Below are 17,188 nucleotides of genomic sequence, written 5' to 3'. Positions count from 1 at the left end.
CTAATGGATAAGTTCATGTTGCAACCGTTTAAAGCATTGGTCAAGTGTCAAGATGCTTAATATTTTCGCTGTATATTAATCTGGCTACAGACTTTAAATTAGGGAAAAAATCCCCATTAAATTGCTAGACGATAAATTCAAATTTTTTATAAAGAGAGAGAACTGTGAACGAAAATCAACCTTTCGATTTGGTCACTCATTACCAGCCAGCGGGTGATCAGCCACAGGCAATTGAAAAGCTGGTAAATGGCGTCGAAAAAGGTTTTCGTAATCAGTTACTTTTGGGCGTGACTGGTTCCGGTAAGACCTATACCATGGCAAACGTGATTGCCCAAACACAGCGACCAACCATTGTAATGGCGCACAATAAGACATTAGCAGCCCAGCTTTATGGTGAATTTAAAGCCTTCTTCCCAAATAATGCAGTTGAATACTTCGTAAGTTATTACGACTACTATCAACCCGAGGCTTATGTTCCGTCTTCAGATACATTTATTGAAAAAGATGCAGCAATTAATGACCATATTGACCAGATGCGTTTATCTGCAACACGTGCCTTGTTAGAGCGTCGTGATGCAATTATTGTAGCTTCTGTTTCTGCTATTTATGGTTTGGGTGACCCAAATGCCTATATGCAAATGTTATTGCATGTGGTTCAGGGTGACCGAGTGAGTCGAGACGAAATTATTCGCCGTTTGGTTGAAATGCAATATACCCGTAATGAGCTTGAATTTTTACGTGGTACTTATCGAATTCGTGGCGAAATTATTGATATCTTCCCGGCAGAATCTGACCAACACGCAATTCGTATTGAACTTTTTGATGATGAAGTAGATTCAATTCGTTGGTTTGATCCACTCACCGGTAAGATGGTGCGCAAAGTACCACGTGTTACGATTTATCCGAAAAGTCATTATGTAACGCCAAAAGACAACTTAACGCGTGCTATTGATACCATTAAGGATGAACTTCAAGACCAGCTTAAGTTCTTCCGTGAACATGACAAGTTGCTTGAGGCTCAGCGTATCGAACAGCGTACTCGTTATGATTTGGAAATGATGCAGCAGTTAGGTTATACCAATGGTATTGAAAACTACTCTCGTCATTTATCAGGCCGTCCAGCAGGTGAAGCACCACCGACATTATTTGATTATGTACCGGACGATGCTTTACTTATTATTGATGAGTCACATGTAACGGTTCCTCAAATTGGCGCAATGTATAAAGGTGACCGTTCACGTAAAGAAAACTTGGTGAATTATGGTTTCCGTTTACCAAGTGCGCTTGATAACCGCCCAATGAAATTTGAAGAGTGGGAACGTATTGTTCCGACCACTATTTTTGTGAGTGCAACGCCAGCCAAATACGAGTTGGAGAAGTCAGAACAAGTGGTTGAGCAGGTCGTTCGTCCTACAGGTTTGATTGATCCTGAAATTGAAGTTCGCCCAGTACTTACTCAAGTCGATGATGTTCTTTCTGAAATTAATATTCGTAAGAACTTAAATGAACGTGTATTGGTGACGACTTTAACAAAACGTATGGCGGAAGATTTAACATCTTATTTAAAAGAATATGGTGTTAAGGTCGCTTATTTGCACTCGGATATTGATACGGTTGAACGTGTCAAAATTATTCATGAGTTACGTACAGGCGTATTTGATGTTTTGGTCGGTATTAACTTACTTCGTGAAGGCTTAGATATGCCAGAGGTTTCTTTAGTTGCTATTTTAGATGCAGATAAAGAGGGCTTCTTACGTTCAGAACGTTCACTTATTCAGACCATTGGTCGTGCTGCGCGAAATGTGAAAGGTAAGGCAATTTTATATGCAGATAGAATTACCGACTCTATGCAAAAAGCAATTGATGAGACAGAACGCCGTAGAGCTAAACAAATCGAGTTTAACGAGCTGCATGGTATTACACCACGTAGTGCAGTCCGTCAGGCCGTGAAAGAAATTGATACGGGTGAAGTGCTTTCAGATGATCAAATTGATGAGAAAATATTGGAGCAGGCACAAGCACTAAGTGCTGATGACCGTCATATTCTTTCTGACCCTAAATTGTTCAGTAAGCATATTACTAAGCTTGAGAAAGAAATGTTAAAGGCGTCTAAAGATCTACAATTTGAGCAAGCGGCTCGTATTCGTGATGAAATCGTTCGTTTAAAAGCGCAAATGTTGCAATAAATGGATACATAACACTACATGATTTGTTTAAAAAACAAGCTACTGTAGATGTTTAAGTTATTTTTGTATTCACAACTAATAGTTGAGGGCAACAATGGCATTTCGAAATAATGTTCCGCAAGCCAGTTGGCGCTTGGCAAAAATTGCATTGGGCGGGATTGTTCTAACTGGCTTAGCCGTTGGAACATATGCCTATGCCCAGCAGAAGCCTTTACCAACTGTCGATAAAGTTGAATTAGACCGTTATTTAGGTGTGTGGTATGAAGTCGCACGTAAACCGGCTTTTTTCCAAAAAAAATGTGCTTACAACGTATCTGCAACTTACACTTTAAATGAAAATGGAAATATCGTTGTAGATAATCGCTGCTACGATAATCAGAAGCAATTACAGCAATCTATTGGCGAAGCTTTTGTAGTTAATCCACCCTATAACACAAAATTAAAAGTAAGTTTTTTACCTGAAGCTGTGAGATGGATTCCGGTTATTCGTGGAGATTACTGGATTTTAAAGCTGGATGAAGACTATCAAACTGTTTTAGTAGGGGAGCCTTCACGTAAGTATCTTTGGGTATTATCTAGAACACCACATCCCAAAAAAGAATTGATTGATGAATATCTAAATTATGCCAAAACATTAGGATTTGATATTCGTGATGTTATTCATACTGAGCACAAAGAATAAATAAATTCTGCTTAATAAAAAACCATGTTTTCGCATGGTTTTTTCTTTTTTATAGTGGATAAATCAAGTATTGTATCGCTTTATTTTTCTTAAAGTGTAAAGAGGTTAATGATGTTAAAAGGCGTGATTTTCTCTGTCATGGCATCATTAACTTTCGGTGTTCTTTATTTCTATACTCAACTACTTGGTCAACTTGATAGCGAACAAACATTTGGGTGGCGTATTATTGCTACTTTGCCATTTTTAACTCTATTTATGTGGTGGAGTGGTGACTTAAGTCATATTAAAAATATCTATCAACGTATTTTGGCAAAACCTTCTTTACTTTTGTTACTCATAACAACCTCAATTTTAACATCGGTACAGCTATGGCTCTTTTTATGGGGACCCATGCATGGACGTGGTTTACAAGTATCTTTGGGATATTTCCTTCTACCGCTTGTGCTGGTTTTGGCTGGTAGTGTGCTATATGGGGAAAAAATATCAAAATTTCAGTGGGTCGCTATTATTCTGGCAATAGTTGGTGTCGGCCATGAGATTTTTCGTTTAGGAAGTATTGCTTGGGAAACTGCTTTGGTGGCCATTGGTTACTCAGCTTATTTCTTGTTACGCAAGAAAATTAAAACAGATAATTTAGGTGGTTTTTGGTGGGACCTTTTGATCATCATGCCTGTGGCGATTTATCTAACACATACAGGATTATTGCCATATAGTAAATTTTTCGATCAACCAACTCTTGCCTTAGTAATTGCAGGATTAGGAGTACTTAGTGCTATAGGCTTGGGATGTTACATATTAGCAAGTCGTTTTTTACCTTTAGTTGTATTTGGCTTACTTGGATATCTTGAACCAGTGTTACTTGCTTTAGCATCCTTAGTGCTAGGGGAAAGCATTGGTCAAGAAGAATGGTTTACTTATATTCCAATTTGGTGTGCTGTATTTGTACTTGTGCTAGAAGGTGCATTCCATCTTTATCAGCAACAGAAAAAAGCCAAAAATTTGCAATTAAATCTCGAAAAATATCAAAAAAGATTAAAAAATGATGCTCATGATTAGAGCAACAGAATCTAAAAAGTAAGAAAAAGCAAAAATTTAGCTGCTTTAAACAATAAGATAATAAAAAATAATTATAGGTATTTTATGAATTTATGATGAATTTTGGGAAAATCTAGTCACTAACGTCAGCTTTTGATTCATTCTTGCTAATAATTCCATTACAATTACGGGGTTTTAAAAATCACGCCTAGATATAATTAATTAGAGGACGTATCTGTGAGCAAAGACACTATCATCGCCCTGCACGCTGAACACCAAGGCCGTTGGAAAAACCGTGAAGAAATCGCGGAACGTATGATTGCATTAATCGGTCAATTATACCGTGAAAAAAATATTGTCGTATCTGTTTACGGTCGCTCTTTAATTAACCGTTCTGTTATTCAAATTTTGAAAACTCACCGTCGTACACGTGTTGTAGATGTTGAGCTTTCTGTAGTAAATACTTTCCCAATTTTAGAAGCTTTAGCAAAAGTTGAAAACATTGGTTCTGCAGAAGTTGATATCGGTAAACTTGCAGTTGAATATAAAGAAAAAGGCGGTGATGTTGACGCTTTTGTTGCTCAAGCAGTTGAGTCAATTAAAGGTAGCGCAACTTCTGAACAACCTAAAGATGTAGTTCTTTACGGTTTTGGTCGTATTGGTCGTATCTTAGCTCGTTTAATCATTAGCCAATCAGGTTTAGGTCGTGGTTTAAGCCTTAAAGCGATTGTTGTTCGTAAGTCTTCTGACGGTGACTTAGCAAAACGTGCTTCTTTACTTCGTCGTGACTCTATTCACGGTACTTTCGCTGGTACAATTTCTGTTGATGAAGAAAACGAAGCAATCATTGCTAACGGTAACTTCATCAAAGTGATCTATGCATCTAGCCCAAGTGAAGTAGACTATACTCAATACGGTATTGAAAACGCGCTTTTAATCGACAACACTGGTAAATGGCGTGATGCTGAAGGCTTAAGCCAACATTTGAAATGCCCAGGTGTTGCACGTGTTGTATTAACTGCACCAAGTAAAGGCGAAATGAAAAACGTTGTATTTGGTGTAAACAACTCTGACATCTTAGATGAAGACAAAATCATTTCTGCTGCAAGTTGTACAACAAATGCGATCACTCCAATTCTTAAAGTATTGGATGACAAATATAAAGTTCTTAATGGTCACGTTGAGACAGTTCACTCATTTACAAATGACCAGAACTTAATTGATAACTATCACAAAGCTGATCGTCGTGGTCGTGCTGCTACATTGAACATGGTTATTACTGAAACTGGTGCTGCTAAAGCTGTTGCTAAAGCATTACCTGCATTAAAAGGTAAGTTAACTGGTAACTCTGTACGTGTTCCTACACCAAACGTATCTCTTGCAATCTTAAACTTAACACTTGATAAAGAAGTTGATCGCGAAGAAGTGAACGAATACATTCGTCAAATTTCGATTAACTCTAAACTTCAAGGTCAAATCGGTTATACCAACTCTACAGAAGTTGTATCGAGTGACTTTATCGGTTCTCGTACTGCTGGTGTATATGATGCTCAAGCAACAATTACTTCAGGTAACCGTTTAACTGCATATGTTTGGTACGATAACGAAGTAGGTTATAGCTGCCAAGTATTACGTATTGCTGAACAAATGTGTGGCGTAAGCTATACAAAAATCCCTGCAGAAACTAATGCTTAATTTGATTTAACGTTAGATAAAAGTATGTGACAAAAAGACCCAGTTTAGACTGGGTTTTTTTACAACCGTACAAAATATATGCTGATTATTTTTTAGAAATCAATGAGAATAGGATTTAAGGAACAAAAAGAAATAGTAAGGGATTGGAATTGCAGCAGTTTAAAAGATTATTGATAGTCTTCTTTTTCATCATCATCGCGAATATATGTGGTGTGCTCATCGCCATTTGGGTTTTCAAGCATTTTAATATTTATATTCCGCTGAAAAACCAAGCTGTAGCGATTGATTTACAAGAACCATTACAGGTACAGGTCAAAGTAAAAGATGCTTTAAATGTCGATGTAAAAGGCCGAGTAAATGCGAATATTCCTATTAATGAAAAGTTAACGATACCTTTAACACAGACGTTAACTCCTCGTGTCTATTTCGATAATATGGTGCCAATCAGCACAGTTATTCCTGTAAAAGAAACGTTAAAAGTTGATCAAAGCTTACCAATAGACACCAAAGTTCAAGTCAGAGTATTGGGTAAGGATATTACTTTGCCATTAAAAGGGAATATTCCCTTAAAGCTTGATGTACCTATTGATATTCAAGTACCGCTCGATCAAAAAGTTCATTTGAAGTTTGATGCTCCAGTTAAAACGGTTTTAAAAGAAGATCTTCATATTCCACTAAATGCCCAATTAAAAACAAATATTCCAATTCAGGGTAGTTTGAATGTACCTGTAAAAACTGCTTTAAATGCTTCAGTAGATGTCAAAAATACTTTGCCAGTTAAAATTGAGCATGGCGAGTTAAAAATACCTCTATCAAGCATGAGCCTTAATCGTGTTAAAGATGATAACGCTACATCTTTACCTGCACAGAACCAGAATAAGTAGGAAGGTGACTTATGCTGGGTTCAATAAAAAGTATGCTCATCAGTTTCTTTCTGATTATGGTACTCACGGCAATTTTATTTTGGCTCTATTTAAATATACAAGCTTCGGTGGTGGTTTCTGCGCACGAATCAGATATTCGATTACCAGAATCATTAGAAACTAAAATACATGTTGGTAATAATTTACAGGTCCAGTCCATAGGTAAACTAGATACATCAATTGATATTAATCGTCAGATTTCGGTGCCTTTAAAGGGGAGATATTTGGCTGATTTAGCGTTTGAAGTTGAGACTCCAATTACAGTAAGCGTTGATTATGCAACAACGCTGAAAGTTGATCAGGTGATGCCTTTGGAAACAACAACCGATTTAATATACCAAAATAAGTTGTTACCTAGGTTTCCACTAAAACTAAATATACCCATTAATCTGGATATTCCATTTCAGTTAAAACGTAGCTATACCATTCCTGTTAAGATTGCTTTTAATGGTCCAGTTTATTTCGAGTTCGATGAATCGGTAAATTTACCGATTAAACACCAATTTAATCCAAGCTTAAAAATTAATGATGCAATGGAAATGGGCAATATCTCAAGCTTTAATGCCATTATGTATAACTCTGTGCAACACACTAAAGCTAATTTAGATATGAAGATGGATTTACCTCTGCGTAATGTACATCCTTAAGGAATAAATACATAAAGAGAGGCTATGTTCTGCTATAAGTTTTTATCAATATAAAAAGTAATAAAATAAGACCTAGGAAAGTAGAATTCTCTCGATTTTCTATTCGAGAATTTTATGAAAATATGGCAGAATAGGCGGTTTTAGAGTTTTTAGAGGATTGGCAAATGCGCTTTGTTGATGAAGCAGTCATTACCGTAGAGGCTGGCGACGGTGGCAATGGCGTAGCCAGTTTTCGCCGTGAAAAATTTGTACCATTTGGTGGCCCAGATGGTGGTGATGGCGGACGTGGTGGAAGTATCTATATTCAAGCCGATGATGATACAAGTACCTTAGTCGATTACCGTTACACCCGTAAATTCCGCGCTGAACGTGGTAAAAACGGTGCAGGTGCTAACTGTACCGGACGCGGTGGTGAAGATGTGGTTTTAAAAGTACCTGTTGGTACAACAATTGTTGATACAGATTCTGGCGATATTATTGGCGACTTGGTTGAAGACGGCCAAAGAATTCTGGTTGCAGGTGGTGGTGAAGGTGGTTTGGGAAATACACACTTTAAATCATCAACTAACCGTGCTCCACGTAAATGTACTACGGGTACTAAAGGTGAATTTCGTGAAATTCGTCTTGAGTTGAAAGTATTGGCAGATGTTGGCTTATTAGGTATGCCAAATGCTGGTAAATCTACTTTCATTCGTGCTGTAAGTGCTGCAAAGCCAAAAGTGGCAGACTATCCATTTACAACCATGGTTCCAAACTTGGGTGTTGTAGATGCTGACCGTCATCGTTCATTTGTAATGGCCGATATTCCGGGCCTTATTGAAGGTGCGGCAGAAGGTGCAGGTCTAGGAATTCGTTTCCTTAAACATTTGGCGCGTACTCGTATTCTTTTACATATTATTGATGTACAACCAATTGATGGTTCAGATCCAGCTCATAATGCAAAAGCAATTATGAATGAGTTGGTTAAGTTCTCACCTACTTTGGCGAAACTACCAGTTGTTTTAGTGCTCAATAAACTGGATCAAATTGCTGAGGAAAGCCGTGAAGAGTGGTGTCAGCACATTCTAGATGAATTAGAGTGGACTGGACCTGTCTTTAAAACATCGGGCTTATTAAGTGAAGGTACAAAGGAAGTTGTGTACTACCTGATGGATCAGATTGAACAGCAACGTGAACGCGAAGTTGAAGATCCTGAGTACGCAGCAGAAGTAAGAGCTTTCCGTGAACAACTAGAAGTTGAAACACGTGAACAAACCATTGCGGCAAAAGAAGCATATCGTGCAATGCGTCGAGCACAACGTCTTGAAAGCATGATGGACGATGATGATGATTTTGACGATGATGAAGACGACAATGATGTAGAAAGCATCTACGTTCGTGACTAAAAAACCGAGGAAAACATGATAGAAGTGGTCGATGGGCAACGTAAGCTCAGTGAGTGTAAACGAATCGTTGTTAAAATCGGATCATCTTTACTCACAGCAAATGGGCAGGGGCTAGATCTGGATGCTATTTCGCATTGGGCGAAACAGATTGCAGATTTACACAATGCTGGGCACGAAATTATTTTAGTGTCTTCAGGAGCTGTAGCAGAAGGTATGGTTCGTATGAAGCTTGCGAGTCGACCCACCGATCTACCCAGTTTACAAGCATGTGCCGCAATTGGGCAGATGGGCCTAATTCATACATGGTCTAGCGTGCTTGAAAATCATAGTATTCGAACAGCTCAAGTGTTATTAACACATGACGATTTGGCAGATCGCCGTCGTTATTTGAACTCATGCGATGCGTTGCAGAACTTGATTGACTGGCGTGTTATTCCGGTTATTAATGAAAACGATACAGTCTCTACTGACGAGATTCGTTTTGGTGATAACGATACCTTAGCGGCAATGGTTGCTGGTCAAGTACATGCTGATTTACTGATCATTTTAACAGATCAGCAAGGCATGTTTGACTCAGATCCACGTCACAACCCTGATGCAAAGCTGTTATCAACTGTTCGTGCCATGGATGATGTTTTATTTGAAATGGCTGGCGGTGGTGGTGTACTTGGGCGAGGAGGCATGGTCACTAAAGTCCGTGCTGCCCGTTTAGCGGCTAAGTCGGGCTGTCCAACACTGATCGCTAGTGGTGAAAGTGATAATGTATTGTCACGAGTCATGGCTGGTGAAATGCTTGGTACATTGTTCACGACTGATAAAGACCGTATGACAGCACATCAACAGTGGCTTGCTGCACATTTACAAACAGCAGGTCGTCTGGTCATAGATGATGGCGCGGTTGATGCGATTAAATCTAAACATCGCAGTTTACTCCCTGTAGGGGTAAAAACTGTTGAAGGACATTTTGATCGTGGTGATGTGGTTGAATGCGTTGATAAGCAAGGCAAACGTATTGCGGTTGGACGAGTAAACTTTAGTTCTCGTTCAGCTGAAATTATTAAGGGCCTCTCTTCAGACAAGGTTTATCAAGTACTTGGAGAAGCTCGTTCGCTTGAAATGATCCATCGCGATCATATGGCGATTTATTAAGTAGTGATCTACAAAAAAAAGCTCGCTTTATGCGAGCTTTTTTTGTGGTGTTAACGATGGCAAGATTCTATCTTCGCCGACCATAAAAGGGTGGGTGGCAAGGCTCAGCATATCTAAATCTTCTGAGCTATTTCCATAAGCATAAACTTGATAATAATCCTGCAAAGAATATTGTTCATGTATTCTTAACTTCTTTTGTTCACTACTACAATCTGGCGTTGAGTAATAACCCGTCATCATGCCATTTTTTACTTGAGTTTCAGTACAAATTAATTCGATATCGAGTAATTTGCAAAGTGGAGCAAGATAGATATCGATTGAAGCCGAAACTAGTACTACCTGATCACCAAGTAACTGATGTTGTTGTAATTGTGCAAAAATTTCAGGTGAAAGAGTTGAGACGAGTTCTTGTGCATATTCTTCGCCTAATCTTTGCAGCTCAATTGCTGGGGTATTGCGAAACATGCTTCGAAAAAGTTTGGCACGCATCGCATGGGCGGGATAAAAATTAAGATAATAGGCTTGAATCCATGGCAGGATTTTCAAGCCTTGCTTAACTATGTGGCGCTTAGATAACGCATAAAAGATGAAACCTGTAAAACTGTCTTTACTACACAAGGTCCCATCAAAATCAAACAGGGCGAGATTTTTTATTGTCTTATTCGTTTCGCTCGTTGCATACATGATTCATATCGTCCGTTTACGCGGGTTGCATACCAGTTAGTATTATAGTCACGACTTAATTTAGGCCCAGAAATTACCACTTGAGGCATAATAGCATAGATAGGTTCTTTGCCTGTTTTTGCCTTATAGAGTTTAGTTAAGGCAATATAAGTTTGTGTATTCTCAAACTTTTTCTCTTTTTCTAATTTAAGATCATCGCGAAGTTGTCTTGGTGTAATTAAGACATTATTTGCAGTAAATAGTTTCATTAACTCTTTTTCTGACTGACTCTGAACTGCGAGTGGACTACCAGCTTTATTGTAAAGTAGTAAATCACCATCTAAGGTGAGCTCATTATCAGTAAGGGCATCGAGCATGCTTTGAAAAGCAGCATTACGGCTAGAGTACATACCTGAGTTATAATCGGCAAAACGATAAATGGCCTTATCATAGTCTGCTGGGTATACCATCAAGCGATGAATGCCATAATATAGACCGCCATATTGCGTATAAAGATCATTTCTAAGGTCTGCAATATTCATGCTAGAACGTTTATGCGCTTTAGCATAATTAATATGAACTTGCATTGAACCCAATGTGGTGATTGGATTCATTTTTTCACCAATATCTTGCCCAACTAGTTTAGCTGCACCAGTTAACGCACTGACATGATAATGTTGAGTCATAAAATCAAAAATTTGACGATAAAGTAAGTCGAGATCTTTTTCAGTTTTGACTTTACGCATCTGACTCATATAGTTGTTGTCAGGAGAGGGTTGGGTTTTCAATACTTCTTCAAAATAACCTGCGACAGTACCACCCACTTTCTGGCCAAGTTTGTCTTCAAACTTTTCATTTAAACGGGTACTGACTTCGTCAACTGCCTTTTTGCCTAGGCCTGGTACTACAGGGTTAGCAACAAAGTTAGATTCCTGATCTACAATCGCGACAATACTACAAACATTTTGTTTGGTTTTAGGAATTTTTAAGTCCTGCATAATATCGTCAATATCTTTAGCCCATGACTCCCGATCATGCACACGTGCTGGAATTAACTTTTTAATTTGCTGACTTTCTAAATCGGGCTCATCATTTTTTGACCACCAGGCTTTATCTCCACAAGCAGCTAAACTCATGCATACGGTGACTACACCGAATGATTTTAATAAAAAACGGGAAGACAACGGTTTGTTCATGGCGAGGAAAGCACCTGCAAAAAAGATGAGCTGATCAAGCGGATGAAGTATACTATGTTGATCATCAATTGTATGAATATATATGTATATTGGTCCCTATCAACTGTCAAATAATTTAATTGTTGCTCCTATGGCCGGTGTAACTGATCGTCCATTTAGAACGTTGTGCAAGTATTTTGGTGCGGGTCATGCGGTCAGTGAAATGATGACTGCTGATAAAACTTTGCGGATGACTAAAAAAAGTCTTTATCGTGCTAATTTTGATGGAGAGTTAGCTCCTATCTCTGCGCAAATCGCGGGTTCTGACCCAGAACAGTTAGCTGAGGCTGCTCGTTATCAAGTTGCAAATGGGGCACAAATTGTTGATATCAATATGGGATGCCCTGCAAAAAAAGTATGCAATAAATTAGCAGGTTCAGCATTATTACAAGATGAAGACTTGGTTGCTCGAATACTGGATGCAGTTGTTGCAGCAGTTGACGTTCCTGTGACTTTAAAAACTCGTTTAGGATTTTTAAATGGCCAAGAAAATATTTTAAGGGTGGCAAAACGTGCAGAAGAGGCGGGGATTGCTGCGTTAGCATTGCATGGCCGCACACGTGAAGACATGTATTTAAATACAGCGCGTTATGAATTGATTAAACATGTTAAAGAGTTAATCAATATTCCAGTAATTGCCAACGGTGATATTGATAGTCCTGAAAAAGCAAAATATGTACTGGACTATACTGACGCCGATGCAATCATGATTGGACGGGCTGCACAAGGTCGTCCATGGATTTTCCGTGAAATTGCCCATTATTTAAAAACTGGTGAACATTTGGCTGCTCCAAATATTGAAGAAGTCAAAGATGTACTTTTAGGGCATCTGTCTGAGTTATATCAATTTTATGGTGAATATTCTGGATGTCGTATTGCTCGTAAGCATATTGCTTGGTACACCAAAGGTTTACGCTCAAGTAACGAGTTCCGACAAAATATGTATAAAGTTGAAACCACTGCTGAACAGGCATTAGTAGTCGAGAGTTATTTTAATCAATTGCTTGCAGAAGGTAATTTGATGAGCGATGTTCAGGTTGAACAGGTTAATTTATTAGCTACTCACTAAAATAAAGCAACCAGTACACAGGCTGGTTGCTTAAAATCTTCATCTATTCATTATCTAGCATTTCAACAACGAGTTGATTAACCAGATCTGATGCCCCTAATTCGCGTATCAGTGCAACATTACTTCCTGCCCAAAATGCACCAAAACCATAGTCATGGTGTTTACTCGCAAGAGCATTAAGTTGCTTCGCCAAATCGTAAGCGTATGGATACTCTGGTTGGGCAGGTCGAGTAGGTGAATCAATTTGGTTGTGCCAATGGTTGAATAAACCGCGAGCGGGGCGCCCAGAAAGGCTAGCGCTAATTTGTGTTATGGGTTCATTAAATAATGCTTTGCGATATTCAGCAGAAGCATTTGAGGTCTGGCATTGAACAAACGCTGTACCTAACTGGACTGCGGTTGCTCCCAAGCTCAACATATGTTTGGCTTGTAAGCCAGTCATGATCCCGCCTGCGGCGACAACCGGGAGTTTGCAATGCTGCACAATCAATTGTACTAAGTCACTGGTTTTAATCGCAGCATCAAAAGTTTGATTGAAAATTCCGCGATGGCCACCTGCTTCAATACCTTGAGCAATAATAATATCAATACCTGCTGCTTCAATCGCTTGCGCTTCAATTAAATTGGTAGCCGAAACCATAGTCAAAATACCAGCCTCTTTTAAAGCTTTAATTTGATGCGGATGGGGAATACCAAAATGAAAGCTCACCGCTTTGGGCTTAGTTTCTAAAACAACATTTAAAAAGTCATCATTATCTAAAAAACTTGGATAGATGCAGTGCAAATCTTGAGGTGGCTGAGCACCGAATTTCTCAAAATGAGGACGTAGATATTCAATCCACTGTTTTGCTTTTTCTAGATTAAGTTCTGTAGACTGATGACAGAAAAAATTAACCTGAAATGAGTTTTCGGTGAGTGCTTGAGTTTTTAAAATTTGTTCACGTGCACTTTGTGGGGTATTTGCTCCCAAGCCTAATGATCCAAGACCTCCTTGATTTGAAACCTCGGCCGCTAATTCTGGTGTAGAAACCCCTGCCATGGGAGCCAGAAAAATTGGATGTTTAATTGCAAGTTGTTGTATTAGGCTCATTTTATTCACCTCACTTCTTTCACTTCACCATAACGTGAAAATAGAATGAAGAGCAAATAATATTGGCTATTTAATTTTTAAATATTCTAGAGGAGTATTTAAAAACTTTTTTATAAAGGGGTGACATTAAATAAAGAACCGATCCAGCTTGAAAAAGCCATTGCTAAAATACCCCATAACGTAATACGCAAACTCCCTTTAATTTTAGATGTACCTGCAAAATAACTGGAAAGTGCACCTAAAATCGCTAACGAAAGAATACCAGTAGCCAAAACCACAGGCATAATCAAATGATTAGGGCTTAGTAATATAGCGAGCATAGGGAAAAAAGCACCAAAAGAAAATGATGCGGCAGATGATAAGGCAGCTTGTACAGGATTAGCTGCGGTATTTTCATGAATGCCGATTTCATCACGAGCATGTGCACCCAATGCATCATGAGTTGTTAACTGTAAAGCAACCTCTTGAGCCAATTCTTTAGATAGCCCTCTAGAAATATAAATTTGAGTTAGCTCATCTAACTCTTTTTGAGGGTGCTTTGAGAGTTCTTTTGCTTCAATCGCTAAATCTGCTTTTTCAATATCTTCTTGAGATTTTACGGAAATATATTCTCCAGCAGCCATTGAGGTAGCACCAGAAATAAGGCCAGCAATACATGTAATTAATAGAGTGTGTGAGTTGGCTCCACTTGCTGCCATGCCCATAATTAAGCTAGTGACAGAAATAATTCCATCATTAGCCCCTAAGACTGAAGCTCTTAACCAGCCTGAACGGTGAATTGCATGGTGTTCTGTATGATGTGGAAAAGCCATGTGTTTTTCCTTATAAAAGTTTTATAAATACTATGAAAATTTACAAATTATTGATCAAAAAATATGTCATTATTATAGGAGATTTAGGGATAAGACAGAATAGATCAATAATAAAAAACGGAGATTAAATTATTCATTTTAAAAACATCTTTAACCTAACTTAACGATGTAACTTATTATTTTTAATTATAATATTTATTGATCATTTCAAAGACTTGTTCTCCTTAATAAGACTAATTTACTGTAGAGGTGAAAATGAAAAATAGCAAAACAAAAAACTCTATAACACATTCAATATTACTTATGGGAGCAGTGATCTCTTCTTTAACGGTAGTGAGTATGAGCTCTGTTTATGCACAAGACCAAGTAGCTTCAGACTATAAACCTGGCAATCTCATTTATGATAAATGGGACAGATTTTATAAAATAGAACAGGCTCAACCCCAAGAAGCAGAAAAAATATTAGTTGAGCTGAGTAAGCTGACCCCTACAGATATTAAAGTTTGGAAAAGCCTTACTTACTTACAAATTCGGCTCGAAAAAAGAGATGAAGCTTTACAAAGCTTACGACAAGCGAGAGCTTTAGCTCCTCAAGATGACACTTTAAAATTACAAGAAGCATATTTGCTGAATCAACAAAAAAAAGATCGTGATGCATTAGTTCTATTTAAAGAATTAACTTCGTCTTCAGATCCAGCAATTGCAGCAAAGGCAACTCAGGCAGTTAAAAATTTAAGTGGAGGAGAAATTAAGCCATATTTTGGCGATATTTATTTTGCACCTTCTTATGAGTCACGTTATGACGATGTTATTTTTCCTTTAAAAGTAAGATACGGGAAAAATATTGATAATGGACGAGCTCAAGTCTATGGTTTTCTTAATTTAAACCGTGATACTAAATCTCAAGGTGGGGTACGACCTGAAATTATTGATGAGAACGCAGTCACTCTTGGGGTAGGCGCAAATTATCAACCATGGATTTCAATACCGGTTCGAGCTTATGTCGAAGTTGGTGGAAGTTATGACTTGATTGACAGAAATAGAAAAAAATTTCGTGAAAGTGTAGTTGGGGGGGTGACAGGTTATCAAGAATGGTATTCACCATTGAACTGTAATCATACACTTTGTTTAGATAATTACTTTACCGATCTTTATGGCAATGTCGCGACTTATTCGAGAGAAGATTATAACGTTATTGGGGATTTGCGCTTACGTACAGGCTTAAATCTTTATAAGGGTGAGAGTGGGACTGTACAGGCTTATGTAAAATTGCATGGTTTAGCAGATAGTAAAGATGAATATTACAATAATTTATTTGAATATGGCCCGGGTATTTCATGGCAGCCTTTTAATTATCAACCAATAAAACTTCGTGTTGAACGTTTATATGGCAACTATTTTAAAGACGTACCTGTTAATACAAAAGATCATTACAACAACACTCGTGTAGAACTTGTTTTTTATAAGGACTTCTAATAATGAAAAAAATTTTTATTTCGATTGTATTTGGCACTCGTCCAGAGCTTATAAAGTTAGCTCCGGTAATTTTATTAGCAAAACAAGATTCACGATTTCAGGTAGAAGTGATTTTCACGGGGCAACATGATGAGTTAGTGCGAGATGCTATCGATTTCTTTGGAGTTGAAATTGATCACCGACTTAAGATTATGAATGCTGGGCAAAGCCTCAATCAGCTCTTAATTCATGGCTTGACGCAACTTGAACATGTATACACCGATGGTCAAAAAAGAGATGCGATTGTCATTCAGGGCGATACCACAACTGTCTTAGCTGCTGGGTTAGTTGCATTTTCAATGAAGATACCTGTTGCTCATGTTGAAGCGGGTTTACGTTCATATGACTTAGACCACCCATTTCCTGAAGAAGGTAACCGTCAGTTAGTCTCCCGTATTACCAAATGGCATTTTGCCCCTACAGAGCAGTCAAAACAAAATTTGTTAAATGAGCAAATTCAGTCAGCTTTAATTACGGTGACAGGTAACACTGTAGTAGATGCTGTGTATTTAGGAAGAAAAATAATCGCTGAAAAATCTGGTTTGAAAAATCAGCTTGATCCCTACGGAATTGAATTAAAACTAAATGATAAGGTTGTACTTATTACAGCTCATCGCCGTGAAAATTTTGGTGAGGGAATTCAAAATATTTGTAATGCGGTTGAATATTTAGCAAAACAGCATCCAGATTTGCATTTTATTTGGCCTGTGCATTTAAATCCAGCTGTACATGATGTTGTACATGATAAGTTTAGAAATCATGCTCAAATTCATCTTGTGAAACCTCTAGATTACCCAAGTTTATTAGCTGTTATAGACCGTTCAACCTTTATTTTAACGGACTCTGGTGGTTTACAAGAGGAAAGCCCATCATTTAATAAGCCAGTGTTAATTTTACGAGACACGACTGAACGTCCAGAAGTGGTAGAGGTGGGAGCAGGGGTATTGGTTGGAACAAATCAGCAGAAAATTATTGAAGAGGCTGAGAAACTTTTAACGGATTCGCAGCATTACCAAAAAATGGCTCATGTTGAAAATCCGTTTGGTGATGGACGTGCTGCTCAGCGAATATTAGATGAAATTGCTAAAACTTATGAATAGAG

At 38.1% G+C, this 17,188-nt stretch carries 15 protein-coding genes; 11 read left to right on the top strand and 4 right to left on the bottom strand.

The features are described from left to right. Positions 1-164 precede the first annotated feature (164 nt). The 8 genes from uvrB to proB all read left to right on the top strand — a co-directional run bounded on the left by uvrB (position 165) and on the right by proB (position 9,702). A complete protein-coding gene (gene uvrB / locus CSB87_RS04450; protein WP_004707569.1) occupies positions 165-2,186 on the top strand; it encodes an excinuclease ABC subunit UvrB in 2,022 nt (673 codons plus the stop codon). Positions 2,187-2,280: 94 nt separating this feature from the next. Further along, positions 2,281-2,868 (top strand): lipocalin family protein, encoded by a 588-nt coding sequence (locus tag CSB87_RS04445; RefSeq protein WP_002052730.1) that lies wholly within the window; start codon positions 2,281-2,283, stop codon positions 2,866-2,868. 108 nt (positions 2,869-2,976) lie between these two features. Then, positions 2,977-3,924, top strand: coding sequence for an EamA family transporter RarD (gene rarD, locus CSB87_RS04440; RefSeq protein WP_079376984.1), 948 nt, complete (start codon positions 2,977-2,979; stop codon positions 3,922-3,924). Positions 3,925-4,140: 216 nt separating this feature from the next. Then, the gene (locus CSB87_RS04435; RefSeq protein ID WP_002052743.1) at positions 4,141-5,598 is read left to right on the top strand and encodes a glyceraldehyde-3-phosphate dehydrogenase; all 1,458 of its coding nucleotides are present in this window, start codon (positions 4,141-4,143) and stop codon (positions 5,596-5,598) included. Positions 5,599-5,747: 149 nt separating this feature from the next. Continuing rightward, the gene (locus CSB87_RS04430; RefSeq protein WP_004885863.1) at positions 5,748-6,482 is read left to right on the top strand and encodes a hypothetical protein; all 735 of its coding nucleotides are present in this window, start codon (positions 5,748-5,750) and stop codon (positions 6,480-6,482) included. Positions 6,483-6,493: 11 nt separating this feature from the next. After that, positions 6,494-7,168 carry a hypothetical protein gene (locus CSB87_RS04425; protein ID WP_002052875.1) on the top strand — a complete coding sequence of 225 codons (675 nt, stop codon included), beginning with the start codon at positions 6,494-6,496 and terminating at the stop codon, positions 7,166-7,168. 164 nt (positions 7,169-7,332) lie between these two features. Next, positions 7,333-8,553: an Obg family GTPase CgtA gene (cgtA, locus tag CSB87_RS04420; RefSeq protein WP_002052725.1), complete on the top strand. Its 1,221-nt coding sequence runs from the start codon at positions 7,333-7,335 to the stop codon at positions 8,551-8,553. Positions 8,554-8,568: 15 nt separating this feature from the next. Further along, positions 8,569-9,702: a glutamate 5-kinase gene (gene proB, locus CSB87_RS04415; RefSeq protein WP_002052602.1), complete on the top strand. Its 1,134-nt coding sequence runs from the start codon at positions 8,569-8,571 to the stop codon at positions 9,700-9,702. Between the two features lie 27 nt (positions 9,703-9,729). Here proB and CSB87_RS04410 read toward each other — a convergent pair whose 3' ends face one another. Further along, on the bottom strand, positions 9,730-10,386 hold the full coding sequence (locus tag CSB87_RS04410) for an HAD-IB family hydrolase (protein ID WP_004885875.1): 657 nt from the start codon (positions 10,384-10,386) through the stop codon (positions 9,730-9,732). Beyond that, the gene (locus CSB87_RS04405; RefSeq protein WP_031953060.1) at positions 10,353-11,561 is read right to left on the bottom strand and encodes a DUF1615 domain-containing protein; all 1,209 of its coding nucleotides are present in this window, start codon (positions 11,559-11,561) and stop codon (positions 10,353-10,355) included. Before CSB87_RS04405 ends, CSB87_RS04410 begins: the two co-directional genes overlap by 34 nt. A gap of 82 nt (positions 11,562-11,643) precedes the next feature. Between CSB87_RS04405 and dusB the strand changes: the two genes are divergently transcribed. Further along, positions 11,644-12,669, top strand: coding sequence for a tRNA dihydrouridine synthase DusB (gene dusB / locus CSB87_RS04400; RefSeq protein ID WP_031953058.1), 1,026 nt, complete (start codon positions 11,644-11,646; stop codon positions 12,667-12,669). Between the two features lie 43 nt (positions 12,670-12,712). Here dusB and CSB87_RS04395 read toward each other — a convergent pair whose 3' ends face one another. Together CSB87_RS04395 and CSB87_RS04390 are read right to left on the bottom strand one after the other, a co-directional pair. Continuing rightward, the gene (locus CSB87_RS04395) at positions 12,713-13,759 is read right to left on the bottom strand and encodes an NAD(P)H-dependent flavin oxidoreductase (protein ID WP_031953056.1); all 1,047 of its coding nucleotides are present in this window, start codon (positions 13,757-13,759) and stop codon (positions 12,713-12,715) included. Positions 13,760-13,869: 110 nt separating this feature from the next. After that, positions 13,870-14,571: a VIT1/CCC1 transporter family protein gene (locus CSB87_RS04390; protein WP_002052483.1), complete on the bottom strand. Its 702-nt coding sequence runs from the start codon at positions 14,569-14,571 to the stop codon at positions 13,870-13,872. Positions 14,572-14,826: 255 nt separating this feature from the next. On the opposite strand from CSB87_RS04390, the gene CSB87_RS04385 reads away from it, so the two are divergent. Next, positions 14,827-16,047, top strand: a complete 1,221-nt coding sequence (locus CSB87_RS04385) for a tetratricopeptide repeat protein (RefSeq protein WP_146128702.1) — start codon at positions 14,827-14,829, stop codon at positions 16,045-16,047. A 2-nt stretch (positions 16,048-16,049) separates the two neighbouring features. Continuing rightward, entirely contained in the window at positions 16,050-17,186 is a 1,137-nt protein-coding gene (wecB, locus tag CSB87_RS04380) for a non-hydrolyzing UDP-N-acetylglucosamine 2-epimerase (protein WP_031953052.1), read from the top strand. Positions 17,187-17,188: the final 2 nt, after the last annotated feature.

Origin of the sequence: Acinetobacter sp. AR_0276 (assembly GCF_003000705.1) — a bacterium.
Taxonomy (GTDB): Bacteria; Pseudomonadota; Gammaproteobacteria; order Pseudomonadales; family Moraxellaceae; genus Acinetobacter; species Acinetobacter nosocomialis.
This window is presented reverse-complemented; position numbering and strand designations above follow the sequence as displayed.